At 55.2% G+C, this 21029-nt stretch carries 21 protein-coding genes; 8 read left to right on the top strand and 13 right to left on the bottom strand.

Annotation, left to right across the window (positions count from 1 at the left end; all coding sequences use genetic code 11):
- Window position 1 precedes the first annotated feature (1 nt).
- The 3 genes from EE896_RS15795 to EE896_RS15785 form a co-directional block, all read right to left on the bottom strand.
- On the bottom strand, window positions 2–1417 hold the full coding sequence (locus EE896_RS15795; protein WP_140916414.1) for a sodium:solute symporter family protein: 1416 nt from the start codon (window positions 1415–1417) through the stop codon (window positions 2–4).
- Window positions 1418–1496: 79 nt separating this feature from the next.
- On the bottom strand, window positions 1497–2381 hold the full coding sequence (locus EE896_RS15790; RefSeq protein ID WP_140916386.1) for a dihydrodipicolinate synthase family protein: 885 nt from the start codon (window positions 2379–2381) through the stop codon (window positions 1497–1499).
- An 11-nt stretch (window positions 2382–2392) separates the two neighbouring features.
- The gene (locus tag EE896_RS15785; RefSeq protein WP_140916387.1) at window positions 2393–3541 is read right to left on the bottom strand and encodes an iron-containing alcohol dehydrogenase; all 1149 of its coding nucleotides are present in this window, start codon (window positions 3539–3541) and stop codon (window positions 2393–2395) included.
- Between the two features lie 187 nt (window positions 3542–3728).
- Here EE896_RS15785 and dtnK point away from each other — a divergent pair, with 187 nt between their 5' ends.
- From dtnK to EE896_RS15770, 3 genes are read left to right on the top strand one after another with little or no spacing between them, the layout of a single operon-like run.
- The gene (gene dtnK, locus EE896_RS15780) at window positions 3729–4988 is read left to right on the top strand and encodes a D-threonate kinase (protein WP_140916389.1); all 1260 of its coding nucleotides are present in this window, start codon (window positions 3729–3731) and stop codon (window positions 4986–4988) included.
- A complete protein-coding gene (locus EE896_RS15775; protein ID WP_003854687.1) occupies window positions 4981–5961 on the top strand; it encodes a D-threonate 4-phosphate dehydrogenase in 981 nt (326 codons plus the stop codon). Before dtnK ends, EE896_RS15775 begins: the two co-directional genes overlap by 8 nt.
- 6 nt (window positions 5962–5967) lie before the next feature.
- Window positions 5968–6732 (top strand): DeoR/GlpR family DNA-binding transcription regulator, encoded by a 765-nt coding sequence (locus EE896_RS15770; protein WP_140916390.1) that lies wholly within the window; start codon window positions 5968–5970, stop codon window positions 6730–6732.
- A 111-nt stretch (window positions 6733–6843) separates the two neighbouring features.
- Here EE896_RS15770 and speD read toward each other — a convergent pair whose 3' ends face one another.
- The 3 genes from speD to EE896_RS15755 form a co-directional block, all read right to left on the bottom strand.
- Window positions 6844–7653 (bottom strand): adenosylmethionine decarboxylase, encoded by an 810-nt coding sequence (speD, locus tag EE896_RS15765; RefSeq protein WP_140916392.1) that lies wholly within the window; start codon window positions 7651–7653, stop codon window positions 6844–6846.
- A 27-nt stretch (window positions 7654–7680) separates the two neighbouring features.
- A complete protein-coding gene (gene speE, locus EE896_RS15760; RefSeq protein ID WP_039658753.1) occupies window positions 7681–8544 on the bottom strand; it encodes a polyamine aminopropyltransferase in 864 nt (287 codons plus the stop codon).
- Window positions 8545–8646: 102 nt separating this feature from the next.
- Complete coding sequence (locus EE896_RS15755) at window positions 8647–8994, bottom strand: YacC family pilotin-like protein (RefSeq protein WP_003854673.1); 348 nt, start codon at window positions 8992–8994, stop codon at window positions 8647–8649.
- Window positions 8995–9175: 181 nt separating this feature from the next.
- Between EE896_RS15755 and cueO the strand changes: the two genes are divergently transcribed.
- Entirely contained in the window at window positions 9176–10789 is a 1614-nt protein-coding gene (cueO, locus tag EE896_RS15750) for a multicopper oxidase CueO (RefSeq protein ID WP_140916394.1), read from the top strand.
- On the opposite strand, the gene EE896_RS15745 is transcribed toward cueO, so the two are convergent.
- Window positions 10790–12073: a cystathionine gamma-synthase family protein gene (locus EE896_RS15745; RefSeq protein ID WP_003854666.1), complete on the bottom strand. Its 1284-nt coding sequence runs from the start codon at window positions 12071–12073 to the stop codon at window positions 10790–10792.
- 234 nt (window positions 12074–12307) lie between these two features.
- Between EE896_RS15745 and hpt the strand changes: the two genes are divergently transcribed.
- Window positions 12308–12844 (top strand): hypoxanthine phosphoribosyltransferase, encoded by a 537-nt coding sequence (gene hpt, locus EE896_RS15740; RefSeq protein WP_008925605.1) that lies wholly within the window; start codon window positions 12308–12310, stop codon window positions 12842–12844.
- 81 nt (window positions 12845–12925) lie between these two features.
- Here the strand turns inward: hpt and can are convergent, their stop codons facing one another.
- Window positions 12926–13582, bottom strand: a complete 657-nt coding sequence (gene can / locus EE896_RS15735) for a carbonate dehydratase (protein ID WP_003854664.1) — start codon at window positions 13580–13582, stop codon at window positions 12926–12928.
- A 108-nt stretch (window positions 13583–13690) separates the two neighbouring features.
- Between can and EE896_RS15730 the strand changes: the two genes are divergently transcribed.
- The 3 genes from EE896_RS15730 (at window position 13691) to EE896_RS15720 (ending at window position 16824) form a co-directional block, all read left to right on the top strand.
- On the top strand, window positions 13691–14620 hold the full coding sequence (locus EE896_RS15730) for an ABC transporter ATP-binding protein (protein WP_003854662.1): 930 nt from the start codon (window positions 13691–13693) through the stop codon (window positions 14618–14620).
- The gene (locus EE896_RS15725; protein WP_003854661.1) at window positions 14617–15387 is read left to right on the top strand and encodes an ABC transporter permease; all 771 of its coding nucleotides are present in this window, start codon (window positions 14617–14619) and stop codon (window positions 15385–15387) included. Before EE896_RS15730 ends, EE896_RS15725 begins: the two co-directional genes overlap by 4 nt.
- Before the next feature lie 423 nt (window positions 15388–15810).
- Window positions 15811–16824, top strand: a complete 1014-nt coding sequence (locus EE896_RS15720) for an acyltransferase family protein (protein WP_033763229.1) — start codon at window positions 15811–15813, stop codon at window positions 16822–16824.
- Between the two features lie 66 nt (window positions 16825–16890).
- On the opposite strand, the gene panD is transcribed toward EE896_RS15720, so the two are convergent.
- The 5 genes from panD to pcnB all read right to left on the bottom strand — a co-directional run bounded on the left by panD (window position 16891) and on the right by pcnB (window position 20967).
- Window positions 16891–17271, bottom strand: a complete 381-nt coding sequence (gene panD, locus EE896_RS15715) for an aspartate 1-decarboxylase (RefSeq protein WP_008925609.1) — start codon at window positions 17269–17271, stop codon at window positions 16891–16893.
- Window positions 17272–17318: 47 nt separating this feature from the next.
- On the bottom strand, window positions 17319–18173 hold the full coding sequence (gene panC, locus EE896_RS15710) for a pantoate--beta-alanine ligase (protein ID WP_140916395.1): 855 nt from the start codon (window positions 18171–18173) through the stop codon (window positions 17319–17321).
- Between the two features lie 15 nt (window positions 18174–18188).
- Complete coding sequence (panB, locus tag EE896_RS15705) at window positions 18189–18983, bottom strand: 3-methyl-2-oxobutanoate hydroxymethyltransferase (RefSeq protein WP_008925611.1); 795 nt, start codon at window positions 18981–18983, stop codon at window positions 18189–18191.
- 83 nt (window positions 18984–19066) lie between these two features.
- A complete protein-coding gene (gene folK, locus EE896_RS15700; RefSeq protein WP_110411642.1) occupies window positions 19067–19552 on the bottom strand; it encodes a 2-amino-4-hydroxy-6-hydroxymethyldihydropteridine diphosphokinase in 486 nt (161 codons plus the stop codon).
- Window positions 19549–20967, bottom strand: coding sequence for a polynucleotide adenylyltransferase PcnB (gene pcnB / locus EE896_RS15695; protein ID WP_219848844.1), 1419 nt, complete (start codon window positions 20965–20967; stop codon window positions 19549–19551). The genes folK and pcnB overlap by 4 nt, the downstream gene beginning before the upstream one ends.
- Window positions 20968–21029: the final 62 nt, after the last annotated feature.

Raw genomic sequence — 21029 nt, 5'->3', positions numbered from 1 at the left:
ATTAGGCTCCACTGTTTTGTGCATTTTGTTGCGGTTGAGTCTGAGACTGACGTGACGGAATACAGCGGTCAATCACCATAATGATGGCCGGTGTAAGCAGCGCCACATACATATTGTCGATACCAAACGGGTTACCCATCAGGAACCAGACGGACGTTACCACGCAGGCACCAATCAGACCGGCATTGGCACCACGTGTGCTCTTAAACCACGGCAGATAGAACGCCATGATCGCTACCACGGTGATCGACAGGCGAATCGCGCGGGTAAAGAAGGAGAGCTTCAGCACTTCCGGGAAGAAAAGGACAAACAGTAGCGGGAAGAAGCCGATGCCAATCGAGATCCAGCGCGTCATTTTAAATTCGCGCTCTGGCGTCGGGTTACGCCAGGGCACGTAAAAGTCTTTTACGATCAGCGAGGCGATGGCCAGCGCCACGGTGCCGACGCTGACGAAAATGGATGCTACCAGCGAGGTGGTGACAATGCCCGCCAGCCACGGTGACATATCCTGCAGAAACACCGGCAACGCATAGAGGCTCTTGATATCCGGATGCGCAAACTTCGCCGCCACGCCAATCAGCGCCATCGCCAGACCGATCGGCAGGCAGAAGATGAAGGCGACCCAGGTGGCGCGCTTCGCTGATTTCACATCTTTAGTGGATGAAATCGCCTGAATCACAAACTGCGTGCAGAAGATCGACCCCACGGTTCCGATCAGCCAGGCCACAATGGTACTGGCCCCAACGTGACCATCCCAGGTCCAGTAGAACGCGGGCATTTTCTCCATCATCGGAGCGACGCCGCCGGTCATCTTCAGCGCCACATAGAGGATAATCAGGATCCCCATATACTTGATGGCGCTGTGCAGCAGCGTAACCCAGGCCACGCCTTTCATGCCGCCAAAGGCAAAGTAGAAGGTACTCACCACGGCAGTGATAAAGGCGGCCTGCGTCAGGTCGATCTTCAGCACAGTGGAGATCGCCGCCGCACCGCTGATGTAGTTCCCGACGTTCACCAGCAGCAGCGCATAGATCATGATCAGCGAGATAATGTTTTTGGTCGAGCTGCCATATTTCTCGGCGATGGCACCAGAGATCGTGATCTTCCCGGTGTTATAGATGCGTTTGACCAGAATCAGGCCAAACAGCGGGAAGCCAATCGCCGCGCCAATCACTGACCACGATGCGGCGAAGCCATCTTCAAAGGCCGCCTGCGCGGTGCCGATGGTCGATTTTGCCCCGATATATTCCGACATCAGCATGATGCCGACGATAAAGGCGGGCATGGCGCGGGAGCCTTCCATAAAGTCACCACTGGTTTTACTGCGTAATCGCCAGGTCAGCCAGGTGGTGAACAGGATATAGGCGACCACCATGCCGACGATCAGAAAGGTGCTCTCAGTTGAAAATGCTTTCATCATGACCTCGATTGTTCTGGCAGATGGCGACCATCAGGTTCGTTCTCATCTGACCGATAGGGTACAAAGGCGATGGACGTTATTGCAGGTAATGGTTCACGATTTGCCGAATCTGCTGCTGTTCATCGGCGCTGAACTGCACCGCATAGCGACTTTCACCGACGTCAAAGCCCTGCAGGCTGACCGCTTTTTTCACGGCGGCCGGAGAGAAACCGATGCAGTACAGCGCGGTGCGCAGGCCGGTGATGTTTTCCTGTGCCTGATGCGAACCGGCAATATCGCCGGCACGGAAGCGCGCCCAGATGGCGTTAATCGCCTCCGGTGCCACGTTTGCCAGTCCGGAAATGGAGGCGGAGCAGCCATCAACGAATCCCTGATGAATCAGCGAGTCAGGGCCGTTCAGCACATCAAAGCCCTCACAGTCGGCGGTGGCCTGCAGAAATCCGCTCAGACTTTCATAGCTGCCTGCGGAGTCTTTAATACCGATGATGTTCGGGTGCACGGCCAGCGTGCGAACGGTCTCTGGCTGCAGGGTATTGCCGGTTCGCGCCGGGATGTTGTAGAGGAACAGCGGCACCGTCAGCGCGTCCGCTACGCGCTGATAGTGGTCGATCAGCTCCTGCTGCTTCAGTGGAACGAACCACGGCGTGATAGCTGAAACGGCATCCACGCCAAGGCGGGCAATCTGTTTGCCGAGCCGGATTGTTTCACGGGCCGAAATCTCCCCGATATGCGCCACTACGGGGGCCTGGCCGTTGACCTCATCGACGCAGGTGGTGGTGACTGCAATCTTCTCCTGCTCGTTCAGCACAAAAAATTCGCCGTTAGTTCCGCCACAGAAGATGCCGTTTCCGGCATTGATCTGGCGTCTGACCTGCTCACGTTGCCTCACGGGATCAAAGGCACCTTCACGATCAAAGGTGGTGACGATGGCGGTCAGTACGCCGTTTATTTTCTTATTCATGACAATCCTCATTACGCCTGGCAGGAAGGGAACAGCGTCAGGTAGACGGCGCGCACATCGTCGGCGGTGACCGCCATCGGCACGTTTTTTATCAGACGCTGAACGTCGAGTGCCGCTTCCACTAAATAGGGCAGGTGATCCGGACCGATGCCCAGCGCTTCCAGGCTGGCAGGCAGCTGCAGTCGCACCACCAGCGCGGTGAAGTAGTCGACTAGCGCATGTGATTTTTCTTCATCGTTCAGACGAAGGTTGGCATCGGGCAACAGGTCATAGGCCTGAGCAAATTTACTCACTGCGGCCGGACGGACAAAACGCATGCAAGGTGCCAGCAGAATGGCGTTGGCGACGCCGTGTGGCAGGTGGTATTTGCCGCCGAGAGGATAAGACATTGCGTGTACCAGATGTGTACCCGCATGGGCAATCGATGCGCCGCCATAATAGGAGGCCCAGAGCATCTCCAGCCGCGCCTGCAGATTCTCTGGCTCGCGCAGGGTGGTTTCAAGATGAGCGAACAGCTTCTTCATGCCAATCAGCGCATAGTTGTCACTGACCGGGTTAGCAACGTTGGCGGTGAAGCACTCAATCAGGTGGCAAAGCGCATCAATACCGGTTGAAGAGGCGATGTGGGGCGGCATGCTGGTGGTGAGTTCCGGCACCAGCGCCACTACATCCGGCAGCATCACCGGTGAAATAATGCCGACTTTGGTCTCTTTCTCCGGGATCGCCAGAATCGCATTTGGCGTCGCTTCCGAGCCGGTGCCGGCAGTGGTGGGAATTAACATTGAACTGGTGCGGCGCACCGGTTTTTCGCCAGCCAGCAGGGCGTCCAGCGCGGGTGCCGCGTCAATGCACAGCACTGACAGCAGCTTCGCTACATCCAGTACGCTGCCACCGCCGATGCCAATCACCATGTCGACCTGGCCCTGGGAAAGCGCTGAGATAATCGTGGCTACGTCATGCTGGCTTGGCTCAGGAGGAACGCTATTTACCAGGCTGATGCGCGGAATCAGATCCCGCAGTTGACCCATCAGAGCCTGTACCGCCGGAATCGCCTCAATGTTCCGGTCCGTGACCACCACCGCTGTCGATACGCCTTTCAGCAGATAGCGCATGTCGTTTAACGCCTGATATCCGCTGATCACCGTGCTGTTAATGTTCATTTCATACCCTTATCTCTGTCATGTCTGAGTAAATGATTAATTTTGCTCAGCGCAATGCGAAGTCAGTCACTCTCTGTGGCTAATTTTATAAGGCATATCGATTTCGATTAATTTGAACTTGCTCACATATAATCAATCATGATTGAATATAATCAAATGCAGCGGCAATAGCCTGACAGGAGTGAGGATGGGCTCATCAATATGGAAAACACCGGTGCTCGTCATCGCTGACGACTTTACCGGTGCCAACGATGCAGGTAGCGGACTGGCACAGGCCGGAGCCCGTGTACATGTGCTGTTTGGCACCGGAGCATCGCTGTCAGATACGGCGGCAGATGTGTTGGTGATCAGCACCGACAGCCGGGCCATCAGCACCATCCAGGCCGCAGAGCGCGTCAATCAGGTGGTGCAGCACTATGCGAAACAGCTTCAGCAGGGCTGGCTGTTTAAAAAGATCGACTCCACGTTGCGTGGCAACGTCGGCGCTGAAACGGTGGCTGCGCTACGCGCCAGCGGCAAAAATATGGCGCTGGTGGCACCGGCCGTACCGCGACTGGGCCGCACCACACGCGACGGCAAGGTGTGGGTCGATCAGCGTTTACTGACGGACACCGAATTTGCCAGCGATCCCAAAACCCCGATCCTGAGTGCCCGCATCCTCGATCAGATGCAGATCGACGGCACGGAGATCGATCTCGCGACGCTGCGCAGCGATCGGCTTGATGCGGTATTAGCGGCGTCGCAGGGCGTGGTGGTGGTGGATGCTGAAACGGAAGGCGACCTGACCCGACTGATCACGGCTGCGGCGCGTCTGAGCGAAACGCCCCTGCTGGTGGGGACTGCCGGGTTAAGCGATGCGCTGGGTGCTGCGCTCTCCGTTTGCCCCGCGCGACCTGTGCTGGCTGTGGTGGGATCGATGAGCCGTCAGGCAGAGCAGCAGATCGCTGCGCTGCGTCATCACCGTGCCGTTGAGATAGTGGATGTCGATATTCGTCAGCTGTTTCAGCAGCCCGCCTGGCCTGATCGGAATCGCTGGATCGAACAGGCGACCTCCGCATTGCGTGCCGGTCGCCACACGGTGATCCGCACTTGCCAGCATGCATTCCAGCGACACGCGATCGAGGATCTCTGCCAGCAGCACAGCGTGACGCGCCAGCAGCTGGGTGAGGCGATCTGTCAGCTGCTGGGCGAAATGACCCTGAGTCTGTGCCGGGCACAGCTGCCGCATGCGCTCTATCTGTCGGGCGGCGACGTGGCGATAGCCGTTGCTCAGGCGCTGGGGGCCAGCGGCTTTAAAATTCAGGGTCTGGTGGCGGGCTGTGTGCCGCACGGGGTTCTGCTTAACAGTGAATTTACTCTGCCGGTGATGACCAAAGCGGGTGGCTTTGGTGATGAAAATACCCTGGTAGCAGCCATTGGTTTTATTGAGGAGAAGTCGAGTGAGTAAAATTATTGCGATCACCATGGGCGATCCGGCGGGCATCAGCCCGGAAATCATCATTAAAGCGCTCTCTGAAGGTGAGCTGAATGGCATTCCTGCCGTGGTGATTGGCTGTGCCAGTACGCTGCGCCGCATTATGGCGATGAACATCACACCACAGGCCGAGCTGCGGGTGCTGGATCGGGTACAGGATGCACGGTTTGCGCCCGGCATTATCAATGTGATCGATGAGCCGCTGGCCGATCCCGACGCGCTGAAACCTGGCGTGGTGCAGAAAGAGGCGGGGGATCTGGCATGGCGCTGCGTAAAGCGTGCCACCGAACTGGCATTGGCCGGTGAGGTGCATGCCATAGCCACCGCGCCGCTGAACAAAGAGGCGATGCATGCGGCGGGCCATCTCTATCCGGGTCATACCGAACTGCTGGCGCACCTGACTGACACCAAAGATTACGCCATGGTGCTCTACACCGATAAGCTGAAAGTCATTCATGTCACAACCCACATTGCACTGCGTAAGTTCCTCGACACGCTCAATCAGACGCGCATCAAAACGGTAATTGGTATGGCGGACACCTTCCTGCGTCGTGTGGGTTACAGCGCCCCGCGTATCGCCGTGGCAGGTGTTAATCCGCACGCTGGCGAGAACGGGCTGTTTGGCGATGAGGAGATCACCACCGTTGCCCCCGCGATTGAGGCGATGAAAGCGCAGGGGATTGATGTCTCCGGGCCTTGCCCGCCGGACACGGTGTTTCTGCAGTGCCAGGATGGACGCTATGACATGGTGGTGGCGATGTACCATGATCAGGGGCACATCCCGCTTAAACTGCTGGGCTTCTATGATGGCGTGAACATTACCGCAGGCCTGCCGTTTATCCGCACCTCTGCTGACCACGGCACGGCATTTGATATCGCCTGGACAGGTAAAGCGAAGTCTGACAGCATGGCGATCTCGATTAAACTCGCGATGCAGCTCGCATAGGGAAATATGAAGGGACAGAGCCGTCTTGACCAGATTATGGATTACCTGAAAAGCCATAATCTGGTGACTGTTGAGCAACTGGTCAGTGCGATTTCCGCCTCACCCGCCACGATTCGACGTGATTTAATTAAGCTGGATAAAGAGGGCGTGATCAGCCGCAGTCATGGCGGCGTCACCCTGAATCGTTTTATTCCTGCCCAGCCGACTACGCTGGAGAAAATGCAGCGGAACCTGGCCGAGAAGCAGGCGATCGCCGCATGCGCCGCCAGTTTTGTCCGGGCGGGCGATGCGGTGGTGCTGGATGCAGGAACCACCATGCTGGAGCTGGCGCGACAGCTCACCCATCTGCCGCTGCGGGTCATTACGGCCGACCTGCACATTGCACTGTTTCTGTCTGAGTTTAAGCAGATCGAAGTGACGATTATTGGCGGCCGGATCGACGACTCCAGTCAGTCCTGTGTGGGTGAACATGGACGGCGGTTGCTGCGCAGTATTAATCCTGATATCGCGTTTGTCAGTTGTAACTCCTGGAGCCTTGAGCGCGGTATTACCACGCCGACCGAGGATAAAGCCGGGTTGAAACACGATCTGCTGGCCAATGCCGCGCGTCGGGTATTGCTGGCGGACAGCAGTAAGTATGGTTCCTGGTCACTGTTCTGCGCCTCACCGGTAGATGATCTGACCGATGTGGTCACCGACAGCCGGTTAGATGAAGTAGTCTGCCGCACGCTGCGCGAACGCGGAATTGCGCTGGCGCTGACCACAGCCTGAACCGGACGCACCCTGTTGCGCGGTGCTGATCACAAAGCTGGTTGCAAAAGTGGGGAAAAAACAGGAAAGGAGACGCGCAGGTTATGGGCTATAACGCTGCGCGCCTGATCGTCAGAGGCTCTTCAGGCCCACTGAGGGAATGTTTCTGCCGTAGTAGATCTCCCGCATCTCTTTCCATAGCAGGTCAGTAATGCGCTTGTGCTCCTGCGGGCTGAGATCTTCCGGACGGGTGTTAAACAGGTAGTGCTTAAGGTCGAACTCTTTCAGTAACATCTTCGTATGGAAGATATTTTCCTGATAGACATTCACATCCACCATGTCGTACATCGCTTTCATATCTTCTGACATGAAGTTCTGGATCGAATTGATCTCATGATCGATAAAGTGCTTCATGCCCTTCACGTCACGGGTAAAACCGCGCACCCGGTAATCGACGGTGACAATATCTGACTCCAACTGGTGGATCAGATAGTTCAGCGCCTTAAGCGGTGAAATCACGCCACAGGTTGAGACTTCGATATCGGCGCGGAAAGTGCAAAGTCCGCCTTCCGGGTGGCTCTCCGGATAGGTATGCACGCAGATATGGCTTTTATCGAGATGCGCCACTACCGAGTTTGGCAGCGGGCCTGGATGCTCGGAGTTATCGATATCTTTGGGATCGATCGGCTCTTCACTGACCAGAATCGTGACGCTGGCTCCCTGCGGTTCATAATCCTGGCGTGCAATGTTGAGCACGTTAGCCCCGATAATTGAGCAGGTCTCCGTCAGGATTTCCGTCAACCGGTTAGCGTTATATTGTTCATCAATGTAGGCGATGTAACCATCGCGTTCAGCTTCAGTATTCGCGTAACAGATATCGTAAATACAAAAACTCAGGCTTTTCGTCAGGTTATTGAAGCCATGTAGTTTTAGCTTTTGCAATTTTGTTAACCCCTTAAAAATGCCCGATCAGCACGCGGCAGATAAAGCATTTAACAGATATTGAGGCAGAGCAAAGCTGCCGGTATGAATCGCTGGTGTGTAATAACGGCAGGTCAGGCCAGCAGCCTTGAAACGTGTCTGCAGAGTGGCGGTATCAAGCTGGCGCAGCGCCGGATTATCACTCGCCCAGGCAAAGGTCATAATACCGCCGTAGTAGGTCGGAATCGCCGCCTGATAGAAACTGACATCGCCAAAATAGTGGCTCAGCTTGCGATGGCTGTTGACGGCTTCATCCTGCTGAAGGAAGCAGACGCCATTCTGCGCCACGAAGATGCCATTTTCATTAAGGGACGCTTTGCAACCCGCATAAAATTCGGAGGTAAACAGACTCTCGCCCGGACCAATTGGATCCGTACAGTCAGAGATGATGACATCGAATTTTTCCTGGGTCTGATTGACGAAATTAACGCCGTCATCAATCACCAGCGTAAAGCGTGGGTCGTCATAGGCGCCTGCATTGTGGTTTGGCAGATACTGGCGACAGAAGGTTACGACGCCCGCATCGATCTCCACCATAGTAATCTTTTCGACTTCCGGATGACGTGATACTTCACGCAGCATTGCGCCATCGCCGCCGCCGATAATCAGGACGCTCTTCGCCGCGCCATGCGCCAGCAGTGGAACGTGAGTCATCATTTCATGATAGATAAATTCGTCGCGTTCGGTGGTCTGAACAACGCCGTCCAGCGCCATAACACGGCCCATTGCGGCATTTTCGAAAATGATTAAATCCTGATGCGCAGTCTTTTCACGGTAAAGCTCTTTGTCTACCGTGAAATACTGGCCAAAACCAGCATGAAGGGTTTCATACCACGTTTCATTTTGGGCCATGGTGCTCTCCTCTGATGACATCGCCATGAAGATGGGCGGCACATGATAGCTAACACTGACCGCCGTTGCACGGTCAATGTCCGGCTGCAGAGGGCAGAGCTGTTACCTGACGTAGGCCAGCAGGCTCAGGGAATCGCGGGCCAGTGACTTACATTTTTTATCGTTGGTGATGGCGATGCCGCTGAGATCGCGATAGCTATCTTCGCCCAGCGCCTTCATGTTGTAGTTGCTGTAATTACTTAAATCCCAGCGGTTCTGCTGAGCAAAAAAGACCAGCGCTTTGCGAATCTGCGCGTCCGGTAAATCCTGATAGCCACAATCATTTTTCAGATAGACGAAAACCGCCGTGAGATCAGCCAGATCTTCCGCTTCGGATTCACTCAGGGCAAAACTAGTGGAGGAGAAGCCAAGGAGTCCCGTCAACAGCAGGATCCTGATACTTTGCTTCATAGTCTTTCTCTTCAATGGATATTGCTCATGACGTTAGCACAGTTATTCTCAGATTTTCGATTAATTTGGCGCTGCAGGGCGCTGTACCGCCTTTTTTCGTCAGATTCTCACGGGTAAGACTTGACCTTCCCATAAGGTCAGGGTTTAGGCTGTCTGCACTGATGCCACAAGGATGATCACCATGCAACGTCGCCATTTCCTGAAACTCACCGCCACACTGAGTGCAGCCGGAGCTTTGCCGCTCTGGAGCCGTTCGCTGATGGCGGCCACCCGTCCACTGTTGCCGATCCCGTCGCTGCTGGAACCTGATGCCAGGGGAAGCTACAGCCTCACCGCGATGCAGGGCACCACCCAGTGGAACGGCAAAGCGGTGCCGACCTGGGGCTATAACGGCAGCCTGCTGGGACCGGTGCTGAAGATGCAGAGTGGTAAACCGGTTACGGTCAACATCTATAACCGCCTCAATGAGGCGACCACCCTGCACTGGCACGGTCTGGAAATCCCCGGCGCCGTCGATGGCGGCCCGCAAGCGGTGATTGCGCCTGGTGGTTCGCGTCAGGTCTCTTTTACGCCCGATCAACCCGCCGCCACCTGCTGGTATCACCCGCATTTGCACGGTAAGACCGGGCATCAGGTGGCACAGGGGCTGGCGGGCCTGATCCTGCTGGAAGACAAAGAGAGCGGAACGCTGCGCTTGCCTTCGCAGTGGGGCGTGGATGATGTGCCGCTGATTTTCCAGGATAAGCAGCTGACCAAAGATGGCAGCCATATTGATTATCAGCTCGACGTGATGCGCGCCGCGGTGGGCTGGTTTGGCGACATGATGCTGACCAACGGCGTGCAGTATCCGCAGCATGCAGTACCGCGGGGCTGGATGCGTCTGAGGCTACTCAACGGCTGTAACGCCCGTTCGCTGAACATTGCCGCCAGTGATAAACGTCCTCTTTATATCATCGCCAGCGATGGCGGTCTGCTGGCTGAGCCCGAAAAGCTCGACGCGTTACCGCTCCTGCCGGGCGAACGTTTTGAGGTAATGATTGATACCTCTGATGGCAAGGCCTTTGATCTGGTCACGCTGCCGACAGAGCAGATGGGCATGACGCTACCGCCGTTTGACCAGCCGTTGCCATTGGTGCAGATCCTGCCGCTGCGGGTGATGGCCAGCGCCACGCTGCCGGATCGGCTGGCGACGCTGCCCGCGCTGCCGGCCACCGACGGACTGACGACACGCTGGCTGCAACTGATGATGGATCCGCAACTGGACCAGCAGGGCATGCAGGCATTGATGCAGCGCTACGGCGAGAAAGCGATGGGCAAGGGCGGTCATCATTCGATGCCGCAGACGCCGAAGAAAAAGGCGGCAGAGCCGATGGACGGTATGGAAGGTATGGAAAACATGGAAGGTATGGATCACAGCATGCACGGCAATGCGCCGCCCGCCGGTTACGATTTCCACAACGGCAACAAGATCAACGGCCAGGCCTTTGACATGAAAAAACCGTCGTTTGCGGTGAAACTGGGTGATTATGAAAAATGGACGATTTCAGGGGAGGGCGATGCCATGCTGCATCCGTTCCACATTCATGGCACTCAGTTCCGTATTCTCTCTGAAAATGGCAAACCGCCCGCTCCGCATCGGCAGGGCTGGAAAGATATGGTGAATGTCGACGGCTGGCGCAGTGAAGTGCTGGTACGCTTCAATTATGTCGCCGCCGCCGAACACGCTTACATGGCCCATTGCCATCTGCTGGAGCATGAAGATACCGGCATGATGCTGGGCTTTACCGTGAGCTGATTACACCTGATCGAGCGCCAGTTTGATGTCTTCAATCAGGTCGCCGGCGTTCTCGATGCCAATCGACAGCCGCACCGTGGCGTCAGTGATACCAATACGCTGACGCACCGCCTGCGGCACGCCGGAGTGGGTGGTACTGCCAGGATGGCTGGCCAGCGACTCGGTACCGCCCAGGCTCACCGCCTGCTTAAACAGTGACAGCGCATTGAGAAAACGGAACGCCGCAGCCTGGCCGCCGGTGATATCAAATGAGAAGGTTGAACCCGCGCCGCTGCACTGTTCACGATAAGTCTTCCCTTCGGCGCTCTCCGCATCCAGATAAGGTAGCCAGTGCAGCTTCGCCACTTTCGGGTGATCGCGCAGAAACGCCGCGACCGCTTCCGCATTTTGAAAAGCTTTCTCCATCCGCAGCGACAGGGTTTCCAGCGAGCGGCTAAGCATCCAGCTTGAGTGCGGATCCAGCTGCGTGCCGATGGCGCTGCGCAGGGCGCGCACTTTCGCCATCAGCGCCTTACTGCCCATTGCGGCACCCGCAATCAGGTCAGAGTGACCGCCTACATATTTGGTTAACGAATAAAGCGACAGGTCAGCGCCCAGCGTCAGCGGCTGCTGGAACAGCGGGCCGAGCAGGGTGTTGTCACAGGCGATAATGGGTCGTGAACCCTGCTGCTGGTCAATCTCATCGGCAATACGCGCCATCAGGCGGATATTGACCAGGCTGTTGGTGGGATTCGCCGGCGTTTCAATCAGGATCACCGCCACCCGGCCCTGCGCCATCGCCTGCTGAGCGGCATCCCTCACTTTGACTTCATCATTACCGTCGCTGAAACCCACGGCCTGAATATCCAGATTGTGAAGCGTTTTGCTGAGCAGCGTTTCGGTGCCGCCATAGAGCGGCTGGGAGTGCAGGATCACCTCGCCTGGACGGGCAAACGTCAGCAGAGCAGTGGAGATGGCGGCCATGCCGGAAGAGAAAAGCGAACAGCTTTCTGCCTGCTCATAAACCGCCAGCCGATCTTCAACAATTTCGCTGTTAGGGTGATTAAAGCGGGAATAGACCAGACCACCAGATTTGCCTTCCGGTGGCTCACGTCGGCCAGAAACGTAGTCAAAGAAGTCCCGCCCCTCTTCGGCGCTGTCGAAGACAAATGTCGACGTCAGAAACACGGGCGGCTTCACCGCACCTTCAGAGAGGCGGGGATCATAGCCATAGTTCAGCATCTGAGTTTCAGGGTGAAGTGGCCGGTCGCCAATATGCGTTTTTTTGCCTGAATATGAAGTCATTGTGATCTCCGGCCAGCGGCGCGAGTAGAGTAACGATCTGTTGGATAAAGGCTACCATGCAGCGAATCATGCTGGTAAATGCCAGAATGTTCTAAGGTAATGCGCAATTCTGTGACCTGCAGACCCTGAGTGATAAATTTCGCGACGTAATCGTTTGCTTCGGGTGCCGCACAGCCGTCGCGGCTGCGTCTGTGATAGACTTCGGGGCTTTCTGACGTAACCGGGCTGAACGCAATGAAACACACTGTTGAAGTGATGATCCCTGAACAGGCAATCGCCACGCGCATCGCTGAACTGGGCAAAGAGATTAACGAGCACTACCGCGACAGCGGCAGCGATATGGTGCTGGTAGGGCTGCTGCGCGGCTCATTCATGTTCATGGCTGATCTCTGCCGCGCCATTGATGTGCCGCATGAAGTCGACTTTATGACGGCTTCCAGTTACGGCAGCGGCATGTCCAGCACACGTGATGTGAAAATCCTGAAAGATCTGGATGAAGACATTCGTGGCAAGGATGTGCTGATCGTCGAAGATATCATCGACTCGGGTAACACCCTGAGCAAAGTACGTGAGATTCTGCAGCTGCGTCAGCCAAAATCACTGGCGATCTGTACCCTGCTGGATAAGCCAGAGCGCCGTGAAGTCGATGTAAACGTTGAGTATGTCGGCTTTGCGATTCCGGACGAGTTCGTGGTGGGCTTTGGTATCGACTATGCTCAGCACTATCGCCATCTGCCTTATATCGGCAAAGTGGTGCCGCTGGAATCCTGATCCCGCTCTGACCGCACATTCTTCCAAGGCCTGCACCGGTTAGCTGGTGTAGGCTATGTCGCGCTTTACGCCGCGATCGGCTCAGGATTCGCCGTTCATCCGCAGATTAGCAATGCCATTACGGTAGCGCTGTTCGAGGATCTCCCGGCTGTTTGCCGTGACATTAAGGTTACGCAGGCAGCCGTCCTGAATGCCATAGACCCAGCCGTGCAGGGAGACATCTTTGCCGCGTTTCCAGGCAGATTGCAGCACGGTCGAGTGACCCAGGTTATAGACTTGTTCAATAACGTTGATTTCGCACAGTTTGTCCAGGCGCTTATCCGGCGGGAGTTCCCCCAGCAACACGCTATGCTTGTACCAGAGGTCGCGGATGTGCAGCAGCCAGTTGTCGATTAATCCCAGCTCCGGGTTATCCATTGCCGCCTGCACACCGCCGCAGCCGTAGTGGCCGCACACGATAACGTGTTCCACTTCCAGCACTTCAATAGCGTACTGCACCACGGACAGACAGTTCAGGTCAGTGTGGATCACCAGATTGGCAACGTTGCGGTGAACAAAAAGTTCGCCAGGTTCCAGTCCGGTCAGGCGTTCGGCAGGGACACGGCTATCAGAGCAGCCAATCCACAGAAAGCGCGGTTTTTGTGCCTGGGCGAGACGCTCAAAAAAGCTGGGATCTTCTTCAACCAGTAATTTTGACCATTCGCGGTTGTTTCTGATCAGGGTATTAATGTCTGTCATGGCGTTGAGCGACCGGTTACTGCGCAAAGTGCGCGCGCGTACTATATGCCAGGGTCTGATAAATTTAAACGGCATTGCAATGCCACCAAAACAGGGTATGGATGCAGAATGACTTATGCACTGGAACTTTCCCGGCTGACCAAGACCTATCCCGGCGGCGTGCAGGCGCTGAAGGGCATCGATCTTAACGTTGAAGCGGGTGACTTTTATGCACTGCTGGGGCCAAACGGTGCCGGCAAATCCACCACCATCGGCATTATCAGCTCGCTGGTTAATAAATCCGAAGGCAGCGTGCGGGTGTTTGGCTACGATCTGGAAAAAGATGTGGTGAATGCCAAACGCCAGCTCGGCCTGGTGCCGCAGGAGTTTAACTTCAACCCGTTTGAGACGGTGATGCAGATTGTCGTGAGTCAGGCGGGCTACTACGGCGTTGAGCGTCGTGAAGCCAATGAGCGTGCGGAGAAGTATCTGAAGCAGCTTGATCTGTGGGGCAAACGCACCGAACGTGCGCGCATGCTCTCCGGCGGCATGAAACGTCGTCTGATGATCGCCCGCGCGCTGATGCATGAGCCTAAACTGCTGATTCTGGATGAGCCGACCGCTGGCGTGGATATCGAACTGCGCCGCTCCATGTGGGTGTTCCTGAAAGATCTTAATGCCAAAGGCACCACCATCATTCTCACCACCCATTATCTGGAAGAAGCGGAGATGCTGTGTCGCAACATCGGCATTATCCAGAGCGGTGAGCTGGTGGAGAACACCTCGATGAAAGGGCTGCTGTCCAAGCTCAAATCAGAAACCTTTATCCTGGATCTGGCACCGCGCAGTCCGCTGCCCTCGCTGGAAGGGTTTCAGTACCGGCTGACTGACACCTCAACGCTTGAAGTGGAAGTGCTGCGTGAGCAGGGCCTCAACAGCGTCTTTAGTCAGCTGAGCGCGCAGGGAGTGCATGTGCTGAGTATGCGCAATAAAGCCAACCGTCTGGAAGAGCTGTTCGTTGGCCTGACGACGCAGGGAAAAACAGGAGCAAAAGCATGACACATTTGTACTGGGTGGCGCTGAAAAGTATCTGGGCCAAAGAGGTTAACCGTTTCGCCCGCATCTGGATCCAGACGCTGGTGCCGCCGGTCATCACCATGACGCTCTATTTCATCATCTTCGGCAACCTGATTGGTTCGCGTATCGGTGAGATGCATGGCTTCAGCTATATGCAGTTCATCGTGCCGGGATTGATCATGATGGCGGTGATCACCAACGCCTATGCCAACGTGGCGTCGTCGTTCTTCAGCGCCAAGTTCCAGCGCAACATTGAAGAGCTGTTGGTTGCACCGGTGCCGACCCACATTATTATTGCCGGTTATGTTGGCGGTGGCGTAGCGCGTGGTGTCTGCGTGGGCATTCTGGTGACGGCGATCTCGCTGTTCTTTGTGCCGTTTCAGGTGCACTCCTGGTCGATGGTCGCGATCACGCTGCTGCTGACCGCGATTCTGTTTTCACTGGCCGGCCTGCTGAACGCCGTGTTTGCCCGCACCTTTGACGATATCAGCCTGATCCCGACCTTTGTGCTGACGCCACTGACTTATCTGGGCGGCGTATTCTATTCACTGAGTCTGCTCCCGCCAATCTGGCAGGCGGTCTCTAAACTGAATCCAATCGTTTATATGATTAGCGGATTCCGTTATGGCTTCCTGGGCATTAACGATGTGCCGCTGGTGTTTACGCTCACGGTACTGGTGGCCTTTATTCTGGTGTTCTACTGGCTGGTCTATGCGCTGATACAGCGCGGGCGCGGATTACGCACCTGACGTTAACCTGAATCATAAGGGCCACGCTTCGATAAGGGCGTGGCTTTTTTTTGCTGAGTAAAAAACATCCATACCTGCGGTTCTGGCTGGCCTTAAAATTCCCCCTGAAACCCACCCTGACGTTTCTGTTATGCCACTGAAGCCGCCTGGCGCCTCGCTTACATCCTTTCTCACAAAAAATAACCCTAAGTATTATCTGATAATAATCTGACACCTTTCTCTATCTTAATGATTCTTAACTGTTAAATTTTTTTTAAGAATAGCCTTAAGTTCTGACTGTTGTTTATTTTATTACGAATTATCAAAATACCGCCGGAATAAGGTTATTCCTCTGCTCAGGGATGAAAGGGTGGGCTTGGGATGTTCTCAATAAGAAAAATGGCATCGAATTCAGGGCCAGTTTTTAATAAAAGGCAGGAAAAGATGAATCGTATAACGTGGATCGATAATCTGCGGGGATTAAGTATTCTCGCAATCATTTTTTTGCACAGCACTATCGCCGTACATAATAACGCCGGACATTTTACCGCCTTTAGCAGCCTGTTGAACGAGATGCTGGCACCGGTAAGACTGGGGCTGATGTTCTTTGTTTCGGGTTTATTTGTCGATGCAGGGTTGAGAAAAGGCCTGGGGCCTTTTTTTAATAACAAAGTACGCAGTATTCTCTATCCTTTTGTGGTCTGGGTAGCCGTCTACGGCGGATTAAAAATCCTGTTCAGCTCAATGGCTAATACGCCGCAATCACCGATGAATATTATTCTCTCCCACCTGACCGGTGGCGGTGATATGACCTGGTTCCTGCATTCACTGTTTATTTTCTTTATTGTGATTATCTTTGCGCGTCACCTGCCATTCCTGCTGGTGTTTGCCATCTGTATGACGCTGAGCTGGGCGCTGCCGGCGATTGAGGCGGATGGCGTGTTTGCCAGCTTCGACAATACGCACATCAACAAATCGCTTTATCTGTTTGTCTTCTTCTATCTCGGCGATTACGTAGTGAGAAAGCAGGTGGATATTGCAGAGAAAGTGCAGCATGGTCCGACGCTGCTGATTTCAGTAGTGAGTTTTGTACTTCTTTCCTGCCTGAATATCTTTATACTGGAACGTCATTCCCAGGCGTTATTATCACCTCTGGCACTATTGTCGGTTCCGTTTTTTGTCTGGATTGCGCTTAAGCTGAAATCTGACCTGGTTTACTACATTGGCGTCAACTCTATTGTCTTCTACCTGTCGCATTATCTGGCGATTCAGTTCTTCAGTAAGATTGTGAAGTTTGAAAGCCCGTCAGCCTGGGTAAATGACCTGAAGTTTATTTCAGCGTTTCTGGTGGCGCTGGCATTGCCGTGGACATTATGTCTGATGAGAAAACACGGCTGGTTTAATTTCCTCTTTACGATGAAAAAGTCATCAAAGCCGATGACAACCAAACCGGTTTAATTGCTGGAGCAGAATTGAAAAGGGCCACCGTTTTATCGGCGGCCCTTTTTTTAGATAAACGATTAATCAGGCGATCTGTACTGGCAGTGCTTTCGCCAGACGTTTCATCTGGTTGTCACCTTCAAAATAGGCGACTTTAGGCAGCCACTGACGCGCTTCGGCATCCTCAACCTGCACATAGGAGCAGATAATTAATATATCGCCCTCGCAGGCGCAGCGGGCTGCTGCACCGTTGACTGAAATGATTTTCGATCCGCGCTCAGCCGCGATAGCGTAGGTGGAAAAGCGCTGGCCATTGGTTACGTTATAAATATCAATCGCTTCATATTGCAGAATGCCGGAAGCATCCAGGAAATCCTGATCGATAGCGCAGGAACCTTCATAGTTGAGGTCCGCCTGCGTCACCTTGACGCGGTGCAATTTGCCTTGCAGAACAGTGCGAATCATAGCCAGAAACCTTGTCAGAGAAATAAAACAACCTGCCGCAGAAAGAGTTACAGCGTCAGGTCAACAGTTTGATTATCAATCAGGCGGGCTTTACCCAGCCAGGCGGCCATCAGTACCACCGCGCGCTGACTGTCCACCGTCAGCGGCTGCAGTGTGTCCGCATCACAAATCGCCAGGCCATCAGGACGCAATCCCTGCGCCAGCAGTGCCTCGCTGGCGGCCTCGATGATCTCGTCAATCTGACGCTCGCCATTCTCCAGCCGTGTCGCCATCTGACGCATTACCTGGCTCAGCAACGGTGCCAGCTTACGCTCATCGGCTGTCAGGTAGCCGTTGCGTGAACTCAGCGCCAGGCCATCTTTAGCCCGCACGGTGGGCACACCCACAATCTCAATGTCAAAGCCCATATCGGCCACCATCTTACGAATGATAGCCAGTTGCTGAAAATCCTTTTCACCGAAACAGGCAATATCGGGCTGCACCAGATTAAACAGTTTGCTGACGATGGTCGCCACGCCGCGAAAATGGCCTGGTCGCATCGCGCCTTCCAGCAGGGAAGAGAGCACCGGCACCTCAACAAAGGTCTGATTCTGGGTACCCTGCGGATAGACTTCAGCCGGTGAAGGCGCAAAAACCACATCCACCTGGTGACGGTTCAGCTTTTCACAATCTTCCTGCAGCGTGCGCGGATAGCGCGCGAGGTCATCTTCGCGATCGAACTGCATGGGATTGACAAAGATCGAGACAATGACGATGTCGCCGCGGGCGCGCGCTTCATCCACCAGTGTCAGATGGCCTTCATGCAGGTTGCCCATGGTCGGCACCAGCGCAATGCGTTTACCCTGCTGACGCCAGCGACGGACTTCCTGGCGCAGCATCAACAGCGTTTCAATGATCAACACGGTGACTCTCCTGGATTACTGGAAACTGTGCTCTGCCGCCGGGTAGGTACCGGCCTCGACTTCGGCGATATAGTGGCGAATCGCCGCGCGAACATCGCCGGTCTCCGCCAGGAAATTTTTAGCAAATTTGGGAATGTGACCGCCAGTCACGCCCAGCGCGTCATGCATGACCAGAATCTGACCATCGGTGACGTTACCGGCACCGATGCCAATCACCGGTATCGTGAGTGCGTCGGTAATCTGCTGCGCCACCGACACCGGCACGCACTCCAGTACCATCAACTGCGCGCCAGCGGCTTCCAGTGCCAGCGCATCGGCCAGCAGCTGCTCTGCGCCTGCTTCATCACGCCCCTGTACTTTATAGCCGCCAAAGATATTCACCGACTGTGGCGTCAGGCCAAGATGACCACACACCGGCACGGCCCGTTCGGTCAGCATCTGCACGGTCTCAGCCAGCCAGCTGCCGCCTTCCAGTTTCACCATATTGGCGCCGGCACGCATCAGCTGTGCGGCACTCTCAAAGGTCTGCTGTGGCGTGGCATAACTCATAAATGGCAGATCGGCGAGCAGCAGTGCCTGCGGCGCACCCCGGCGTACGGCGGTGGTGTGATAAGCGATATCGCTGACCGTGACCGGCAGCGTGGAGTCGTGCCCCTGCACCGTCATTCCCAGTGAATCACCAACAAGCAACACCTGAATACCTTCATCGGCAAACAGACGGGCAAAACTGAAATCGTAGGCGGTCAGCGTCGCGAACTTTTTACCGCTGGCTTTCGCCTGACGCAGATGTGAAATCGTGGTGGGTTTCATGGCGCTCTCAACTCAGGAATTCTGATGGGCGCAGTTTACTGGATAGCGTGAAAGAGCGGAATCAGAGAGTTGCGTTTGTCTGATCAGCCGTGCCACAGCGCGATGCTGCTGCTGTCGAGGGCGGCAAGAAGAGTGCTGAGTGCGCGGCCGTCGGGCAGGTGGGCATCCGGGGCAATCGCCAGCAGCGGCACCAGCATAAATGCGCGGTTCTGCAGATCATAATGCGGCACAATCAACCGCTCCGTGTTGATCACTGCATCGCCAAACAGCATCAGATCGATGTCCAGCGTGCGGGGGCCCCAGCGTTCTGCCTTGCGCACCCGGCCATGCTCCAGCTCAATCCGCTGGGTATGGTCAAGCAGCGCGTCTGCGCTGAGATCGGTTTCAAGTGCCACTGCGGCATTGAGAAAATCGGGCTGATCGGGTGGGCCATAGGGCGGCGTGCGGTAGAACGGAGAGGTGGCGATGCGTTGCGTCTGCGGCAACGCATCCAGTGCGGTCAGCGCTGCATCAACCTGATGCAGCGGATCGGCCAGGTTACTGCCTAACGCGAGATAAACCCGTGTCATGAGGCGTTTTGATTGTCACGACGCGGCGCGGAAGGACGGCGGCGCGGACGACGCGATTTATTGCGTGGCACCGGATCATCACCCAGGTTATTCAGCATGTTTTTCTGATGCGGCGGGGCAGCCACCTGGAATTCACCCCACCACTGGCTCAGGCGCAGCAGTTCAGGGTTATTTTCCACTTCTGCCCGCAGCGCCAGCAGATCGTAAGCGGCGCGGAATTTCGGATGCTCCATCAGTTTCCAGGCACGTTTACCGTGACGGCGTGACATGCGTAACTGCAACAGCCAGATATCGCGGATAAGCGAAGTAATACGCTTCGGAATCGCCAGCGCACGGCAGGCTTCATCCAGCGTATCGTTCATCGCCATCGCAAAAGCTTCGAAGTAGGTCAGGCCACTTTCCTGCGCGATGCGTTCGGCCGCTTCAAGCTGCGGATACCAGAACATCGCGGCAAACAGAAATGCCGGATTAACGCGCATATCGTTGTGAATGCGGTTATCGGTATTTTTCAGCACCTGAGCCAGCATCCGCTCCATGTGACTGTCGCTGTTTTCCGTGAAGTTGCGTGCCAGCGTCGGGAACAGCGGCTGGAACAGCTGATATTCACACAGTTTAAGATAGGTGCTGTAACCGTATCCGGCCTGTAGCAGTTTCAGTGACTCTTCAAACAGGCGTGCAGGCGGAATATCACGTAGCAGTGAGGCGAGACGCGGAATCGGCTCGGCGGTCTCCGGCGCAATACGCATATTGAGCTTGGCGGCAAAACGCGCAACGCGCAGCATCCGCACCGGATCTTCACGGTAGCGGGTTTCCGGATCGCCAATCAGGCGGATAATGCCCTGTTCGAGATCGCTGATGCCGCCGACATAGTCGCGCACGCTGAAATCAGCCACGCTGTAGTAGAGGCTGTTGATGGTGAGATCGCGACGCTGGGCATCATCTTCGATAGAACCAAAGATATTATCGCGCAGCAGCATGCCACTCTGGGCGCGCTGCGAACTGTTACGATCTTCTGCAATCTCTTCCACCTGATGATGGCCACGGAACGTTGCGACTTCGATCACTTCCGGGCCAAACATGACGTGTGCCAGACGGAAACGACGACCGACCAGGCGACAGTTGCGGAACAGCTTACGCATTTGCTCTGGTGTGGCGTTGGTGGTCACGTCGAAATCTTTGGGTTTTTGCCCCAGTAGCAAATCGCGCACGCCACCGCCTACCAGATAGGCTTCATAACCGGCTTTGTTCAGGCGATAGAGCACTTTGAGGGCATTTTCGCTGATGTCTTTACGTGAGATGGTATGGCTTTCACGAGGGATGATGGTCATCAGACGCTCTGGTTCAACCTCTGCTGGGGCTTCCTCTTCATCACGCTTCAGGACTTTCCGGCAAAAATTAGCTACTCGGGTAAAAATGGGACACCTCGACAGTGGCAATTAGGGTGTAGGTAAAATCAGCGGCTAATCATAGCCTGTTG

The organism is Pantoea eucalypti, assembly GCF_009646115.1.
GTDB classification, from domain to species: Bacteria; Pseudomonadota; Gammaproteobacteria; order Enterobacterales; family Enterobacteriaceae; genus Pantoea; species Pantoea eucalypti.
Note: the sequence above shows the minus strand (reverse complement) of the source record. Positions and strands in the feature narration are given on the sequence as shown.